A 15,737-nucleotide genomic window follows, 5' to 3' on the forward strand; every position below is an offset into this window, starting at 1 on the left:
CCCAAGGTTTAACAGGTTGGGCCGGGCGGATGAAATTCGAGCGTGGGGAAGTTACACCAACGTGCCACTGACACCGGGAACACCGGAGCCCTTGGAGACCGTCGCTCTGCCTGGCCCTGTGATTCCCCCCAAGGCCGGCGCGTCGGCGTTGCGGCGAGTCCTGCGGCGGGCCCGGGACGGGGTCGCGCTGAATCTCGACGAGGCGGCGGTCGCGATGACGGCGCGCGGCGATGATCTCGCCGATCTGTGCGCCAGCGCGGCGCGGGTGCGCGACGCGGGCCTCGAGTCCGCCGGGCGCCGCGGGCCGAGCGGCCGGCTACCGATCAGCTATTCGCGCAAGGTGTTCATCCCGGTCACCCACCTGTGCCGCGACACCTGCCATTACTGCACCTTCGTCACCGTCCCCGGCAAACTGCGGGCCCGGGGTGCCGGCATGTACCTGGAGCCCGACGAGATCCTCGACATCGCCCGCCGCGGGGCCGAATTGGGTTGCAAGGAGGCGCTGTTCACCCTCGGCGACCGGCCCGAAGATCGATGGCCGGAGGCGCGTGAGTGGCTCGACCAACGCGGCTACGACTCGACGCTGTCGTATGTCCGGGCGATGGCCATCCGGGTACTGGAGGAGACCGGGCTGCTGCCGCACCTGAACCCCGGCGTGATGAGCTGGTCGGAGATGTCGCGGCTCAAGCCGGTGGCGCCGTCGATGGGCATGATGCTCGAGACGACGTCGCGGCGGCTGTTCGAGACCAAAGGGCTTGCGCACTACGGCAGCCCGGACAAGGACCCGGCGGTTCGGCTGCGCGCGCTGACCGACGCTGGGCGGCTGTCCATTCCGTTCACCACCGGGCTGCTCGTCGGCATCGGCGAGACGCTGCCCGAACGCGCGGATACCTTGCTGGCGATCCGCAAGTCGCACAAGGAGTTCGGGCACGTCCAGGAAGTGATCGTGCAGAACTTCCGGGCCAAGGAACACACGGCGATGGCCGCCGTTCCCGACGCCGGGATCGAGGACTACCTGGCGACCGTGGCGGTCGCGCGGTTGGTGCTCGGGCCGGGGATGCGCATCCAGGCGCCGCCCAACCTGGTGTCGCGGGAGGAGTGCCTGGCGCTGATCGGCGCCGGCGTCGACGACTGGGGCGGCGTCTCGCCGCTGACGCCCGACCACGTCAACCCGGAACGGCCGTGGCCCGCCCTGGACGAGCTGGCCGCGGTCACCGCCGAGGCCGGCTACGACCTGGTGCAGCGGTTGACCGCGCAGCCCAAATATGTCCAGGCCGGCGCGGCGTGGATCGACCCGCGGGTGTCCGGACACGTTGCGGCGCTGGCCGATCCGCGGACCGGCCTGGCCCGCGACGTCAACCCGGTCGGGATGCCGTGGCAGGAGCCCGACGACGTGGAGTCCGCCGGCCGGGTCGACCTGCACGCGGCGATCGACACCGAAGGCCGCAGCACCGAGGCCCGCAGCGACCTCGACAGCGCGTTCGGCGACTGGGAATCGATCCGTGCCCGGGTGCACGAGCTGGGCGCACGCGCCCCCGAGCGCATCGACACCGACGTGCTCGCCGCCCTGGCCTCGGCCGAACGTGATCCCGCCGGCTGCACCGACGACGAGTACCTGGCGTTGGCGACGGCCGACGGCTCCGCGCTGGATGCGGTTGCGGCGCTGGCGGATTCGTTGCGGCGCGACGTGGTCGGCGATGACGTGACCTTCGTGGTGAACCGGAACATCAACTTCACCAACATCTGCTACACCGGCTGCCGGTTCTGCGCCTTCGCGCAGCGCAAGGGCGACGCCGACGCGTATTCGCTGTCCACCGAGGAGGTGGCCGACCGCGCCTGGGAGGCGCACGTCGAGGGCGCCACCGAGGTGTGCATGCAGGGTGGGATCGATCCCGAGCTGCCGGTGACCGGGTACGCCGAGCTGGTGCGCGCGGTCAAGGCCCGCGTGCCGTCGATGCACGTGCACGCGTTTTCCCCGATGGAGATCGCCAACGGTGTGACCAAGAGCGGGTTGAGCATTCGCGAGTGGCTGATCAGCCTGCGTGAGGCGGGATTGGACACCATCCCCGGCACCGCCGCCGAGATCCTGGACGACGAGGTGCGCTGGGTGCTCACCAAGGGCAAACTGCCGACGTCGATGTGGATCGAGATCGTCAGCACCGCGCACGAGGTGGGCCTGCGCTCCTCCTCGACGATGATGTACGGCCACGTCGACAGCCCGCGGCACTGGGTCGGCCACCTCAACGTGCTGCGCGACATTCAGGACCGCACCGGCGGTTTCACCGAGTTCGTCCCGTTGCCGTTCGTGCACCAGAGCTCGCCGCTGTACCTGGCCGGCGCGGCGCGGCCCGGGCCCACCCACCGCGACAACCGGGCGGTGCACGCCCTGGCGCGGATCATGTTGCACGGCCGCATTTCCCACATCCAGACCAGCTGGGTCAAACTCGGCGTCGAGCGCACGCGGGTGATGCTCAACGGCGGTGCCAACGACCTGGGCGGCACGCTGATGGAGGAGACCATCTCGCGGATGGCCGGGTCCGAACACGGATCGTCGAAGACCGTGGCCGAGCTGGCCGCGATCGCCGAGGGCATCGGTCGCCCCGCGCGCCAGCGCACCACCACGTACGCCCCGCTCGCGGCTTAATTGGCTTAGTCTTCAGCGGCGGGGGGTACCCCACGCGCCGTGAAGCGACTCATCGACCACGATCGATTCCCGGAGTGGCGGCCGTTCCTGGACGCGGTGCAGCGGCGCCGGCCCGACGCGGGCACCTGGTGCGAAGCCTGGACGGTCCGCGACGTCATCATCCACCAGGCCGGAAACGCCGAGGAGCTCGCCCGGGTGCTGCAAGCGCATCTGGAGGGAAACCCCGTCGGCACCCGCGGCTTCGAGGAGCGGGAAGGCCCGCTGCGCGCCCTCGGCGACGCCGAGCTGTGGGACGCGCTGCACGAGCGGATGGCCACGCTGAACGACGTCGCGACGGCGGCCGAGGGCGTTCCGGCGGACACAGACGTCGCGTGGACCGGCCGCACCATGAAGGTGCCGTGGTTCGCCGAGCACATGCGCGAAGAGCTCGTCCTGCACGGCTGGGACATCACCGGGGATGACCCGGCGGCCCGGGCGCGGCTGGCCGAGCCGTGGATGACCACGCACAGCGTCACTGCGGTCGGGCGTCCGCTGCTTGCCAAGGGCGCCAAGGGATTACGCGCGGGTGAGCGGATAGAGGCCCGGCTGCGGGTGCCCGGCACCGACGACGTCGTCGTCAGCGCCGACGCCGACCACACCTTTATCGGAATGGCCGGCCCGCAGGGGCAGGCCACCCTGGAAACCGATGCGGCGGCGCGGGTGCTACTGCTCTGGGGTCGCCGACCCGGGGACCCGTCGCGGATCTGCAGCGGCGCCGGACCCGATGCCCTGGGCCAGCTGCGCCGCCTGCTCAGCGGCTACTGAACTCGTCGCTCAGTAGTTGTTGCAGCTGCCGGCCACCGACAGCACGTCGTTGAAGTACGGCGCGGCCTGCGGCATGGCCTGGATCTGGTGGGCCATCTGCAAGCGCTTCGGCGGCGGCGACGCGAGGAACTGGTTCAGGTAACTCACCGCGATCGGCGACGCGGTCAGCTGCGCGGCGGCCGCCGGGTCCGTCGCGTTGAGCGCCGCCATCACCTGCCCGTAGTTGCACGTCGTGTTGATGACCGGATCCAGGGGATCTGCGGATGCGATCCCGGAACCGGCAGTCAATGCGAATGCCACGCCGCCAACGGCGGCGGCAAATTTGGTCAACGACAGCCTTACCATCTGTGGACACCTTCCCCATTCAATGCACCGTCGGAAAACGGCGACGACATCAGCCCAACGGTTGCCGTCTGCGGTCGAGGCTACCAGGCCCCGTGAGCTTTCATCCTCCGAACGGTTATCGCACAGGAAGCTCTAATCGTAACAATGCGCAGGTCAGAGGCGTGCGGAGGATGTTCGCCGTGAGTGAACGCGGCCCCGGGAGGGGCCGGGGAGCGCGGCGACGCGCGGGACGGGCCGCTTTGCGTCCGCAACTTGCGTGCCCGGTGGTTGACGTGTATGTGCAACGTCTAGTATCAGTAACCGAAAGCTTTCGCCGAAGCGGCCGAAGCGCCGCGGCGAGCCGAACAGCAGCCCACGCAGTACATGGACAGAGCTGGAGGAGACGTCTGTGACGTACACGATCGCCGAACCCTGCGTCGACATCAAAGACAAGGCGTGCATCGAGGAATGCCCGGTCGACTGCATCTACGAGGGCGCCCGGATGCTGTACATCCACCCCGATGAATGCGTCGACTGCGGGGCGTGCGAGCCGGTCTGCCCCGTCGAAGCGATCTACTACGAAGACGACGTGCCGGAGCAGTGGGGCCAGTACACGCAGATCAACGCCGACTTCTTCGTCGAGCTGGGGTCGCCGGGCGGTGCGGCGAAGGTCGGCATGACCGAGAACGACCCGCAAGTGGTCAAGGACTTGCCGCCGCAGGGCGAGGGCGAGTAAGCGGGCCGGTGCCGGACGAGCCCGGCCGGGTCCGGCCGGCACTGTCAGCGTCCCTGCCCGAGTTTCCGTGGGACACCCTGGCCGACGCGAAAGCGCTGGCCGCGGCCCATCCGGACGGAATCGTCGACCTGTCCGTCGGCACCCCCGTCGACCCGGTCGCAACGCTGATCTCCGACGCGCTGGCCGCCGCCGGTTCGGCGCCGGGGTATCCGGCCACCGCCGGCACCGCGCGGCTGCGCGAATCGATGGTGGCCGCGCTGGCCCGCCGCTTCGGCATCACGGGGCTGACCGAGGCGGCCGTGCTGCCGGTGATCGGCAGCAAGGAACTCATCGCGTGGCTGCCGACGCTGCTGGGCCTGGGACCCGCGGACGTCGTCGTGGTGCCGGAGCTGGCCTACCCGACGTATGACGTCGGGACCCGCCTGGCCGGCGCGCAGGTGCTGCGCGCGGATTCGCTGACCCAGGTCGGCCCGCAATCCCCGGCGCTGTTCTACCTGAATTCGCCGAGCAACCCGACCGGCCGCGTGCTCGGCGTCGACCACCTGCGCAAGGTCGTCGGGTGGGCGCGCGACCGGGGCGTCGCCGTCGCCTCCGACGAGTGCTACCTGGGCCTGGGCTGGGAGGAGGCCCAACCGCTTTCGGTGCTGCATCCCTCGGTCTGCGACGGTGACCACACCGGGCTGCTGGCAATCCATTCGCTGTCGAAGACGTCGTCGCTGGCCGGTTATCGGGCCGGCTTCGTCGCCGGCGATCCGGCGCTGGTCGCCGAGCTGCTGGCCGTCCGCAAACACGCCGGGATGATGGTGCCGACGCCGGTGCAGGCCGCCATGGTGGCCGCCCTCGACGACGACGCCCACGAGCAGGTGCAGCGCGGGCGCTACGAACGGCGGCGGGCGGCCCTGTTGCCGGCGCTGCGCGCGGCCGGTTTCGCGGTCGACCATTCCGAGGCGGGCCTGTACCTGTGGGCCACCCGCGGCGAGCCCTGCCAGGACAGCGTCGCCTGGCTGGCCGGCCGCGGTGTCCTGGTGGCGCCCGGCGATTTCTACGGCCCGGGCGGCGTCCGGCACGTGCGGGTCGCGCTGACCGCCACCGACGAACGCATCGCCGCCGCGGTACAGCGCCTCTCCTAGGCTGATGGCGGCGACCCGCAGCGCCCGGCTCCGCGCTTGCGATCGCCGCGGACCTGGCTCAGGCAGAATGCTTGGTCGTGACTAGTTCGGCTGGCAGTTCGGCGGGCAAGCTGCACATCCCGACGTCGATCGGGGACATAGCCAAGCGGGTTTTCCTGGGAAAGCCGCTGATCACCGAGGAGCTGGCGAGCGAAAAGCTGTCGAATCCGGTTGCGCTGGGGGCGCTTTCGCCGGACGCGATCTCCTCGACGGCGTACGGCCCCGAGCAGATCCTGATCGAACTGCTGCCGCATGCCGGTTTGGCGGCGTTTGTGCTGTTGCTGCCCATCACCGGCGTCATCCTGCTGATCCTGGTCCTGGTGGCCGCGTCGTATCGCCAGGTCGTCATGGCCTACACGCGGGCCGGCGGTTCGTACATCGTCGCGCGGGAGAATTTCGGGCCGCGGGTGGCGCAGGTCGCCGCCGCGGCGCTGTTGATCGACTACGTGGTCACCGTCGCGGTCCAGTCGGCGGCCGGCACGGTCGCGGTGGTGTCGGCGGTCCCGGCGCTGGGTCCGCACAGCCTGCAGATCACCATCGGCGTGGTGCTGGTCATCTGCTACCTGAACCTGCGCGGACTGAGGGAGGCGGGCTGGCAATTCGCGTCCGCGACCTACCTGTTCGTCGCGATGGTCGGGCTCACGATCGTGGTCGGCGTGGTGCGCGTGGCGGTGGGCGATTTGCCGGTGTACCACCCGGAGCACCTGGCCGGGACGGTGCCGGTCCATCAGGGTGACGCCCTGGTGATGGGCGCGACCATCCTGACCGTGTTGCGCGCGTTCGCCAACGGGGGGTCCTCGTTGACCGGGGTCGAGGCGATCTCCAACACCGTCGACGTGTTCCGAAAGCCGCAGGGGGTCAACGCGCGCCGGGTGCTCACCGCGATGGCGACCATCCTGGGCGTCCTGCTGGCCGGGGTTGCGTTCCTCGCCTACGTCACGCACGCCACCCCCTACCTCACCGAGTATCCGTCGGTGCTGTCTCAGATCGCCCGCGCGGTGTTCGGCAATGGGGTGGCGGGCAACGTCCTGTACATCCTCGTCCAGGCGGCCACCGCCGCGATCCTGTTCACCGGCGCGAACACCAGTTTCAACGGGTTCCCTGCGCTGGCCAGCTTCGTGGCCGAAGACCGCTTCCTGCCGCGACAGCTGACGAAACGCGGTCATCGCCTGGTGTTTTCGAACGGGATCATGACGCTCGCGGCGCTGTCGGTGGCGCTGCTGCTGACGACGGGCGGCTCGGTCAACGCGCTGGTGCCGTTCTATGCGATCGGCGTGTTCACCGGCTTCTCGATGGCGGGTTACGGGATGACCAAACACCATCTGACGCACCGGGAGCCGGGATGGCGGCGACGGATGGCGATCAACCTGTCCGCGGGGATCCTGTCGACGATCGTGGTCGGTATCTTCGCGGTGGCGAAGTTCACCGAGGGCGCGTGGCTGGTCGTCGTCGTCTTCCCGATACTGGTCTTCCTGCTGATCCGCCTCAACCGCGAATACCGCGCGGAGGCAGCCATTCTCGAGATGTTCCGCACCGACCGGCCCGAGATGGTGAAGTACGCCAGGCACCGCGTGTTCGTGTTCGTGAACTCGGTCGACCTCGCGACGATCGAGGCGTTGCGCTACGGCAGGGGGTTGCGGTCCGACGAGCTCATCGCGGTGCACTTCATGGTCGACGCGGCCCATGCCGCGCAGCTGCGAAAGCGTTGGGATCACTACGAACTCGACACGCGGCTGCGCGTGGTGGACTGCCCGGACCGGCGGATCAACCGGTCGGCGCAGGTGCTCGTCGCCAAGGCGGTGCAGGAACATCAGGACACCAACGTCACGGTGCTGCTGCCGCGCCGCACCTATTCGCCGCTGCTGGGGAGGCTGCTGCACGACCGCACCGCCGACAAGATCGCCCGGGCGGTCAGCCTGATCCCGGACGCGGCGGCGACGATCGTCCCGTACGACGTGGAGTCGCGGATCAAGGAGGCCTTCCCCGACGACTTCGAACATCGGATCGCGCGCGGACTCGACAGGGTCGAGGCGTTGGTCATGAAGGAAGAGGAGCGGGATGTCGAAGCCTACGAACACCCCGAACGCCCGTCGGTGATCACCGTGGCCGGGCTCATCCCGGGCCAGCGCGCCACCGTCGAGGGGCGGGTCACCCAGGTCGAGGACATCACCAAACGGCGCCGCACGCTCCGGCGGATCGTCGTCGGCGACGACAGCGGCGAACTCAACGTCACGTTCCGCCCCGGGCGCGGGGGCGCCGACATCCAGCCCGGTCAGCTGGTGCGGATCACCGGCAAGGCGCGCCAGAGCGGCAACAGGGCCGTGTCGATGATCGACCCGGCGTATCACGTGATCGACGATCCCGCGAAGGATGGAGAACAGACATGAAACGAGCGGGCGCTGCGTTGGTGTCGGTGCTGGGACTGGTGTACACCGCCAACGGCTACCGACCGTTGACGCGGGACCGCTACGGGTCGGGTCTCGCGTTCGCCCACGGTGTGTTCGCGTCCGAGCTTCCCATGCAGACCCTCGCCGTTCAGCTGGCGGCCGTGGCTGCGCTGTCGCGCCGGCTTCCGCCCCGGGTGCGCCGGCTCAGCTGGCTGGTCTCGGCGGTGTCGTGGCTGGGGTTACTGGGCCTGCGCCGCATCGGGCGGCGGGCGAACGAGCCGCTGACCGCCGCGCTGGACGCCGGGCTGGGCCCCGGCCGTCGCACCGAGTCGGGCGATCTCTGGCGGCGAGCGCCGGCGGGGGGAGCGACCGCGAAGAAGCCCGGCGCGGCGCGGATGCTGCGGATCTACCGCGACTACGCGCACGACGGCGACATCAGCTACGGCGACTGCGGCTCGCGCAACCACCTGGACATCTGGCGCCGGCCCGACCTCGATCGCGCGGGGCGGGCCCCGGTGCTGCTGCAGGTGCCCGGCGGCGCCTGGATGGTGGGAAACAAACGCGGACAGGCGCATCCGCTGATGAGCCACCTGGCCGAGCTCGGCTGGATCTGCGTGGCGATCAACTACCGGCTCAGCCCCCGCTCCACCTGGCCCGACCACATCGTCGACGTCAAGCGCGCGATCGCGTGGACCAAAGAGCACATCGCCGAATACGGCGGCGACCCGGACTGGATCGCGATCACCGGCGGCTCGGCCGGCGGGCATTTGTCGTCGCTGGCCGCGCTGACCCCCAACGACGCGCGGTTTCAGCCGGGCTTCGAGGACGCCGACACCCGCGTGCAGGCGGCCGTTCCGTTCTACGGGGTGTACGACTTCGGCTCGCGCGACGCGATGCATCCGCTGATGGCGCCGATCGTGGCAAAGCGCGTGTTCAAGCTGAGCCTGACCGATGCCGGCGACCCCTTCCGGGTCGCCTCGCCGATCACCCACGTCCGTCACGATGCGCCACCGTTTTTCGTGCTGCACGGCACCAACGATTCGCTGATCCCGGTCGAACAGGCCCGCCGGTTCACGGCGCGGCTGCGCGAGGTCAGCCGTCAGCCCGTCGCGTACGCCGAGTTACCCTGCGCGCAGCACGCTTTCGACATCTTCGGCTCGGCGCGGGCGGCGCACGCCGCGGTCGCCGTCGAGCAGTTCCTCGCCGAGGCGTACGCCTCGCGCGCGGCCGTCGCGCAGCCCTCAGGCACCGGCTAGGCCGGCAATCAGCAGGATGCCGCCGACGCACGCCAGCAGCGTGGCGACCTCGACGCGGCGTCGCGACCGGATCCAGTCGTTCAGCGCGCCCATCGACGTGCGCGTTCGCCGGGGCGCCAGCAGATACGCGAGGAGCGGAAGCTCGACCAGCGCGAAGGCCACGACGTTGAACATCACCAGCGCCCCGACTTGCGTCGCGGCGGCGGCGCCCGAGGCCAGGATGACGGCCAGCGCGGCCAGGTAGTCCACCGACGGCAGCGCGATCCCCAGCCCGGCCGCTCCCGCCACCCACAACGAGCGCCCATTCACCAATCGCTGGGCGTGTGTCGCCAACCGTTGGGGCACGGCGGCGCGGCGCGTGTCGGGCTTCACGATCACCACGGCGGCGATGACGAGCGCCAGCACGCCGATGGCGATCTGCACCCTGGGCAACGTGAAGTACGTCGACCCCAGCAGCCTGCGTCGCAGGACGAACAGGACGACCAGGCCCACGGTCAGGCCCATCGCGAAGCCGCCGCACAGGAAGGCGAGCAGCTGCAGCATCGGTCGGGGTCGGTTGAGCATCAGCACCGTCATGCCGACCCGGAACGGTTCGAGGCTCACGGCGATGGCCATCACCAGGATCGTGATCAACATGACGGCCGCCAGGTTACCGTCCGGCCTTCGCTACGTGGTTACGCCCCAATGGAACACGCGGGAGGTCAGCAGCACCAGCCCCAGGGAGACCGACGCGACGACGGTCAGCCCGATGACCGCGACGACGAGCGGGCGCCACCCGGTGCGGGCGATTTGCCGGATGTCGGTGGTGAGCCCCACGCCGGCGAAGGTCAGCAGGAATGCCCATTTCGACACGTTGGCCAGGTTCGTGGTCTGCCCCTTGCTCAGCCAGTGTGCGGTCGCGATCGCCGAGACCGCGAGGAAGCCGAGTACGAATTTCGGGAACTTCGCCCAGACGAACGCGGCCTTGGCCCTGGCGCCGGGCGCGATCGCGTCGGCCTGTCCGCGGGCGGACCAGTACAGCGCGAATCCCAGGACTACGAAGCCGATCAGTGCGTTGCGGGTGGACTTGACCAGCACGGCGATCTTGCCGGCGTGGTCGGAGAACAGGTATCCGGTCGCGGTGGTTTCGGCGGTGTTGTCCACCGCCAGGCCCGCCCACAGGCCGAATTCGTAATCGGTGAGCCCGAACAGGTGCCCCAGCGGCGGCAACGCGAACAGCCCGACCGCGCCCAACGCCAGGATCGCCGCGATCGCGTAGCTGACCTCGGCGTTGCGGGCCCGGATCGCGCCCTTGGCGGCCACAATGGCCGAGACCCCGCAGATCGAGGTGCCGATCGCCAGCAGCGAGCCCAGCTTGCCCGACAGGCCGAAGGCCCGCGCCACCACCAGGATGATGGTTCCCGCGACCGCCATGTCCACCAGGATCTGGACCAGGCTGGTTGCGCCGAGCCTGGCGATATCGCCCAGCACGAATCGCGAACCCAGCGCCACGATCCCGACCTTGAGCCAGAACTGGTAGGTCAGCACGCCGGGCCGGAATATCCGATGCAGGCCAACGGTATTGGCGATCAGCAGGCCGATCCCGATGGCCCACAACACGTATTCGATGTCGGGGACGGTCCAGTGGTGGTGTTTCGCCGCGGTGTTCCACCAGAGCTGCGCGTACTTACCCAGCACGCCCACGCCGATCAGCAGCAGGATGCCGGGCACGAAGTCCAGTGGGCGCCCGCTGGTAAAGGCGGCTTCCGCCGCGTGTTCCTCGGATTCTCGCGCTTCGACGCTGACGGTGCTCACGGCGTCACCAGGGGATCCGGGGAAGCGCGCCGGCGACCGCCAACGCGACGATCACGCCCGCCAGCAGCGTCGCCCACCAGTCCTCGGATAACCGTCGCACGACGCAATGGTGGCGTGGCCGGCCTTGTGGGCCAACCGATTGGCTCGCGCTGAATTTAGGTCGGCAGCCCGTCCCGCTCGGCGTCGGCACGGTAGCGCTCCACCCATTCGTCGGAGCGTTGGTCGGCCTGGCGTTCCAGCGCCGGCTCGGGCGCCAGGCGCGGGTCGAGCCCCAACGCCTCGAGGATGGTGGCCACCACCTGAGTCAGGTTGCGCCACAACACCGGATACGGGACTTCCATCGGCTCGACGTCTTCCTCGGCGAACCAGGTCCGCCAGCCCTCCTCCTGGGCGCGCAGCATGGTGACGACGTGGGCGATCGCCTCGGCGTGGTAGGTGGCGCGCGCGTCGCGGACCGGATCGGGCCTGCCGCGCCACACCCGGGTCTGCACCGCGCGCCAGAACGACACCGCCTGCGACACCACGTCGGGCCGGTGCACATGGATGAGGAGAGGTTCTTCGCCTACGACGTCGCGGATCGCGGCCCGCAGGCCGTCGCCGGATCGATTCGGCAGGTCTTTCGCGCGGTTCAACAGCAGCGGTGTTTGGTTCCACATCAGCTTGCCGCCCCACACGCCGTTGGGTGTCCTCCCGACCGTGCGGATGTAGTCGCGCCAGATCTCGGGCGGCGCCAGGTCGGGCGTCCCCGTGTCCAAAGGGTCGAGCAGACGCAGGATCGACTCGTCGCCCACGCCGGCGAACCACTCCCGGGGTTGCGGGGACTGGCTCGTGGCCGGCAGGTACTGAAAGAACTCCTGGGGCTCGCCGGCCACGCCGGTGGCGCGCAGGGATTCCACCAGCAGCGTGCTGCCGCTGCGCTGAGAAGCCAGCACCAGATATGACGACGGGCTTTCAGGCACCAAAGCAGCCTAACCGGAGGAAAACGCCCCGCAACTCAACCGATTGGCTTCACGCTGAACATAAGCATTGCCCGCCGGGTGGCGGCCGCCGGATGCGATGATGACCGTCGTGCCAAACTCCGCCAAGGAGTCGGCCCGCCGAATCATCTGGCGCGCCGACCGGGGAACCACCGCCGAGCTGCGTCGACGCTTCACGCCACTGAATCCGCTGGGCGTGGACGGCTTTCGTCAATACCTACGCGAGAACTGGTCGACCGGGGACTACTGGGATTCCGAGGTCGGGCGCCACGACATGGATGAGCACACCGTCGGGCGTCTGATCTACGACCGGCACGAATACGTGCCCTGGCTGGATGGCCTGCGCCGCCTCGACGGCGCGCGAGTGTTCGAGATCGGCTGCGGGACTGGGTCATCCATCATGGCCCTAGTCGAGCAGGGCGCCGCGGTCACCGGCATCGACGTGGTGGAAGAATCCATCGCCGTGTCGCGGGCCCGGTTGCGTTTCTTCGGGCTCGGCGAACCGTCCCTGCACCACATGAATGCGACCGACATAGCCACGCATTTCGACCACGGCGGCTTCGATTACGTCATCTTCTTCGCGTCGCTGGAGCACATGACGTACGACGAGAGGTTGACCAGCCTGCGGGCCGCTTGGCAGTTGTTGGCCGATGGCGGGATCCTCTGCATTATCGAAGCGCCCAACCGGCTATGGCTTTTCGACGATCACACCGCCGACTTGCCGTTCTTCCACTGGCTGCCGGACGAGATAGCTCTGGAGTACCTGAAGCGGACCCCGAGGTATCAGGCGTCGGCGTTCGACACCACGTCGGCGGACGCCAAGCTGGAACTCACCCGTCGCGGCCGGGGCGTGAGCTATCACGACATCGAGTTGGCCCTGGGACCGGTCTCCGACCTCGACTTCATGGTCGACCGGCAGACGTTCCAGATGAAGCAGAACCCGTTGCGCTGGCTGTACTATCGCCAATCCAGCAATCGGCGCTATGCCAACTTGTTGCGCCGGCAGTGCCCGGACCTGCCTTTCGGTCTGTTCATGCCGTATCTCAACATCGCGATCCGCAAGAACGCGGGCTAGAAAGGCTAAACCGGTGGCCGGGATCGGTGGCCGAACAACGGCCAGTTGCCGGTCGTGAATTTGCGCCGCGCCGACCACAGCAGAAGCACGCCCGCGGCGAACGCGATGAAGCCCCCGGACATTGCCGGGTAGATGAGGCGTGCATAGCTCGCTGTGTAGGCGGTGGCGTCATGGACATGAACTTCCTTCTGTGACCCGACCACTCGATCGCGCCTGTCGTAGACACCGAGTATCGGGCCGGTTTGTGACGCTCCGCCGACGCTCCACCTCCCGTCGCACGTTCCGCCCCCCGAGCCGCAGTGCTCGATCGTCGCCGTCGTCGGTGTCCCGAGCAAATACCCGTAGCTGTCGGGCACCAACGCAGGGCGCAGAAATACCAGCCCGCCTGCCACGCAGAGGATGCCGAACAGCGCGACGATCTGCGTCCATGGCCCGGTCCGCGCGGGCTTCGGGACGCCGCTAGTCGTCTCCGGCAAGGCAGGTTCGAGATCGGCGATGCGGTCCTCGGGTTCGCTCTGCTCCATCAGTGAATAGTCCCATCGGGAAGCCGCCGCGGGTGGAAATCCAACACCGCGAGGGACCCATCCTCCGATCACGGTGTTCCTGAACACATGAAAGGAAAACCGCACCACGGCTTCTTCGTCGCCTCGGGCGGGGGCGGATCGGTTCCCTCCCAAACGCCGGGGGACACGTTCCCATGCCCCCACACGACGCCGTACCAGGTGTGGCAGAGAGTCTTGTCCCAGTTGACATCTGGCGGGCATCCGCGACCGGTTTGTGGGTGAAGGCCGCCCTTTTCGTCTCCCGGACAGCATGTGTATGGCCCGGATGCGCCGGGCGGTACCGGCCCGTCCTCGGGCCAAGGGCCGTCTATCGACGTGACATGGGGTTGGGCCTGAACCGAACCTGCGGCGAGCCCGACACCGGCCAATGCCAGGCCACCTGATAGCACAGCCCCGGCAATTACGTTCCTCACGGCGCGGCTTGCGTCCACAGCAGGCTCCCTTCGAGGTTGTCGGGCAGTACGTTAACGCCGACCGCTTGCAAAATTCTTGCGCCGCTTAGAAGGGCGGCGGTGATTGCGTTCGGCGACGCGGTCGGCGTTGAGGGCGCGTTCGGCGTCGACGCGGCGGGCGCGGTCTTGCTGCCGGGTCCGGCGGCGCTGGGGCATCACGACACCGCGCCGGGCGGATGGTGGTTGCCCCCTTGGGGCAGTTGGCAATTCGCCGGTAGGCAAGCACAGCGCCGGAAACAGCAGCCGACTGCCCGGACGGGTGACGTAAAAGTTCCCGCTCGGTGAAGTCCACACGACGGTGCCGTCGGGCCGTTGTTCGTCGCGCCACTCGGGCCGAAAGGTCTTCAGAAGATGGTGTTTTCGGCATAGGCATTTGAGGTTCGAGGCGTGGGTCGGCCCGAGCGGGTACGCGATGGTGTGGTCGATATCGGCGAACTCGGCGGGTCGATCGCAGCCGGGAAAGCGGCAGTAATGTCGCGGCAGCGGATGAATCGCTCGAGTTGAGCCGAGGGGCGATAGCCGGGCTCGGGTGGCGCGTCGGCGGGGTGGTGCAGCGGTTGGACTTTGGCGCCGTCGCGGATCAGCTCGGCCACCATCGAGGCGGGGAGGGTGCCGCCGCCGGTGAGATAGGCCGCGGGCAACCGCACCACCGGGATGCCGGGTTCGGGGTCGGGAGCCAGCGCCTCGGCCAGGGTCATATCCGGTGTGATGGTCCACGACTGGCGCTCACCGGAGGTGTGCGGGTCGGGCTGGGCCTCGAGGGCTGCCGCGTCGGCGACGACGTGGACCACCACCGCGGCGGCCCGAGGGTCGGCGCCGGCCCGGCACTCGGCGGTGCCGCAGCCACACGCGAAGTGTAGGGGCCTACGCCGCGCGCCGACCGCGTTAGCCGGTGCTAGGGGCCGCCGCCGCCCCCGCCCGCGCCGCCAAAGGCTACATCCGGGGAGTTGCCATTTGCGACGGCGGCACCGCCACCGCCGCCGCCGCCGATGATGGCTGCGCCGCCCGCGCCGCCAGTGGGGGTGGCATTGCCGGCGCCTGCAATCTGGCCGGCCTTACCGTCAACGCCGGCGCCGCCGATGGTTTGGCCGGTGCCGCCCGGACCGCCCTGGCCACCGGCGTAGCCGCCGGCGCTGCCGCCCTGTCCGCCGCCCGCGCCGGGGCTGCCGGCGACACCAGCGCCACCGCCGCCACCACCGCCGGCGCTGAACTCGCCGGAGTTGCTGTTGACAAAACCGCCGTTACCACCCTGGCCAGGGGTGCTTAGGCTGCCGGTAAAGCCGCCGTCGGAGCCGTCATCGCCGATGGCAGATGCGAGGCCGACCCCGGAGGCGCCGCCGCCGCCACCGCCGCCGCCGGGACCTGCTGAGAGGGTCTGGACGCCGCCGCCGCCGAAACCACCGCCGCTGGTAGCGACTTGGTTGCCGGATTGGGCGGTGGCGGCGCCTCCGTCTCCGCCGGTGCCGCCCCTGCCGGCGGAGACGGCGGCAGTGCGCCGGCTCGGCAGGCGTGGACTTCAGTTCCGCTGGTAGCGGTGGCGACGGTGGCCACGGCGG

At 69.3% G+C, this 15,737-nt stretch carries 13 protein-coding genes and 1 pseudogene; 8 read left to right on the forward strand and 6 right to left on the reverse strand.

All coding sequences use genetic code 11. The features are described 5' to 3' along the window. Nucleotides 1-61 precede the first annotated feature (61 nt). Entirely contained in the window at nucleotides 62-2,644 is a 2,583-nt protein-coding gene (locus tag A5787_RS13960; protein ID WP_066967626.1) for a bifunctional FO biosynthesis protein CofGH, read from the forward strand. 39 nt (nucleotides 2,645-2,683) lie between these two features. Further along, nucleotides 2,684-3,448 carry a maleylpyruvate isomerase N-terminal domain-containing protein gene (locus A5787_RS13965; protein ID WP_066967628.1) on the forward strand — a complete coding sequence of 255 codons (765 nt, stop codon included), beginning with the start codon at nucleotides 2,684-2,686 and terminating at the stop codon, nucleotides 3,446-3,448. A 9-nt stretch (nucleotides 3,449-3,457) separates the two neighbouring features. On the opposite strand, the gene A5787_RS13970 is transcribed toward A5787_RS13965, so the two are convergent. Beyond that, nucleotides 3,458-3,793: a hemophore-related protein gene (locus A5787_RS13970; RefSeq protein ID WP_066967634.1), complete on the reverse strand. Its 336-nt coding sequence runs from the start codon at nucleotides 3,791-3,793 to the stop codon at nucleotides 3,458-3,460. 388 nt (nucleotides 3,794-4,181) lie between these two features. Between A5787_RS13970 and fdxA the strand changes: the two genes are divergently transcribed. From fdxA to A5787_RS13990, 4 genes are all read left to right on the forward strand, one after another. Further along, nucleotides 4,182-4,508, forward strand: a complete 327-nt coding sequence (gene fdxA, locus A5787_RS13975; protein ID WP_066967637.1) for a ferredoxin — start codon at nucleotides 4,182-4,184, stop codon at nucleotides 4,506-4,508. Nucleotides 4,509-4,549: 41 nt separating this feature from the next. Next, nucleotides 4,550-5,638 carry a succinyldiaminopimelate transaminase gene (gene dapC / locus A5787_RS13980; RefSeq protein WP_156763944.1) on the forward strand — a complete coding sequence of 363 codons (1,089 nt, stop codon included), beginning with the start codon at nucleotides 4,550-4,552 and terminating at the stop codon, nucleotides 5,636-5,638. Nucleotides 5,639-5,709: 71 nt separating this feature from the next. After that, nucleotides 5,710-8,064: an APC family permease gene (locus A5787_RS13985; RefSeq protein ID WP_066967644.1), complete on the forward strand. Its 2,355-nt coding sequence runs from the start codon at nucleotides 5,710-5,712 to the stop codon at nucleotides 8,062-8,064. Then, on the forward strand, nucleotides 8,061-9,320 hold the full coding sequence (locus A5787_RS13990; protein ID WP_066967647.1) for an alpha/beta hydrolase: 1,260 nt from the start codon (nucleotides 8,061-8,063) through the stop codon (nucleotides 9,318-9,320). The genes A5787_RS13985 and A5787_RS13990 overlap by 4 nt, the downstream gene beginning before the upstream one ends. Here A5787_RS13990 and A5787_RS13995 read toward each other — a convergent pair. The 3 genes from A5787_RS13995 to A5787_RS14005 all read right to left on the reverse strand — a co-directional run bounded on the left by A5787_RS13995 (nucleotide 9,306) and on the right by A5787_RS14005 (nucleotide 12,073). Next, nucleotides 9,306-9,956: a GAP family protein gene (locus tag A5787_RS13995; RefSeq protein ID WP_066967650.1), complete on the reverse strand. Its 651-nt coding sequence runs from the start codon at nucleotides 9,954-9,956 to the stop codon at nucleotides 9,306-9,308. The two genes, A5787_RS13990 and A5787_RS13995, sit on opposite strands and share 15 nt — an antisense overlap. Nucleotides 9,957-9,986: 30 nt before the next feature. Further along, the gene (locus A5787_RS14000) at nucleotides 9,987-11,114 is read right to left on the reverse strand and encodes a YeiH family protein (protein WP_066967652.1); all 1,128 of its coding nucleotides are present in this window, start codon (nucleotides 11,112-11,114) and stop codon (nucleotides 9,987-9,989) included. Nucleotides 11,115-11,269: 155 nt separating this feature from the next. After that, nucleotides 11,270-12,073, reverse strand: a complete 804-nt coding sequence (locus A5787_RS14005; RefSeq protein ID WP_066967672.1) for a Stf0 family sulfotransferase — start codon at nucleotides 12,071-12,073, stop codon at nucleotides 11,270-11,272. Between the two features lie 100 nt (nucleotides 12,074-12,173). On the opposite strand from A5787_RS14005, the gene A5787_RS14010 reads away from it, so the two are divergent. Further along, a complete protein-coding gene (locus A5787_RS14010) occupies nucleotides 12,174-13,166 on the forward strand; it encodes a bifunctional 2-polyprenyl-6-hydroxyphenol methylase/3-demethylubiquinol 3-O-methyltransferase UbiG (RefSeq protein WP_197507124.1) in 993 nt (330 codons plus the stop codon). 5 nt (nucleotides 13,167-13,171) lie between these two features. On the opposite strand, the gene A5787_RS14015 is transcribed toward A5787_RS14010, so the two are convergent. Together A5787_RS14015 and A5787_RS27740 are read right to left on the reverse strand one after the other, a co-directional pair. Continuing rightward, nucleotides 13,172-13,690: a hypothetical protein gene (locus tag A5787_RS14015; protein WP_066967657.1), complete on the reverse strand. Its 519-nt coding sequence runs from the start codon at nucleotides 13,688-13,690 to the stop codon at nucleotides 13,172-13,174. A gap of 835 nt (nucleotides 13,691-14,525) precedes the next feature. Beyond that, nucleotides 14,526-15,050, reverse strand: a pseudogene (locus A5787_RS27740) (DUF222 domain-containing protein); the annotation flags it as partial. Between the two features lie 23 nt (nucleotides 15,051-15,073). On the opposite strand from A5787_RS27740, the gene A5787_RS28495 reads away from it, so the two are divergent. Further along, nucleotides 15,074-15,448 (forward strand): hypothetical protein, encoded by a 375-nt coding sequence (locus tag A5787_RS28495; protein ID WP_066967663.1) that lies wholly within the window; start codon nucleotides 15,074-15,076, stop codon nucleotides 15,446-15,448. The last annotated feature ends 289 nt before the right edge of the window (nucleotides 15,449-15,737 follow it).

Source organism: Mycobacterium sp. 852002-50816_SCH5313054-b, from assembly GCF_001667185.1.
GTDB lineage: Bacteria > Actinomycetota > Actinomycetes > Mycobacteriales > Mycobacteriaceae > Mycobacterium.

Bases quoted from the DNA above. Each gene is read 5' to 3' on its own strand.
- A5787_RS14015 (WP_066967657.1), bottom strand. From the start codon at position 13,690: ATGGAGCAGAGCGAACCCGAGGACCGCATCGCCGATCTCGAACCTGCC.
- A5787_RS13990 (WP_066967647.1), top strand. From the start codon at position 8,061: ATGAAACGAGCGGGCGCTGCGTTGGTGTCGGTGCTGGGACTGGTGTAC.
- A5787_RS13970 (WP_066967634.1), bottom strand. From the start codon at position 3,793: ATGGTAAGGCTGTCGTTGACCAAATTTGCCGCCGCCGTTGGCGGCGTG.
- A5787_RS13995 (WP_066967650.1), bottom strand. From the start codon at position 9,956: ATGTTGATCACGATCCTGGTGATGGCCATCGCCGTGAGCCTCGAACCG.
- A5787_RS14010 (WP_197507124.1), top strand. From the start codon at position 12,174: ATGACCGTCGTGCCAAACTCCGCCAAGGAGTCGGCCCGCCGAATCATC.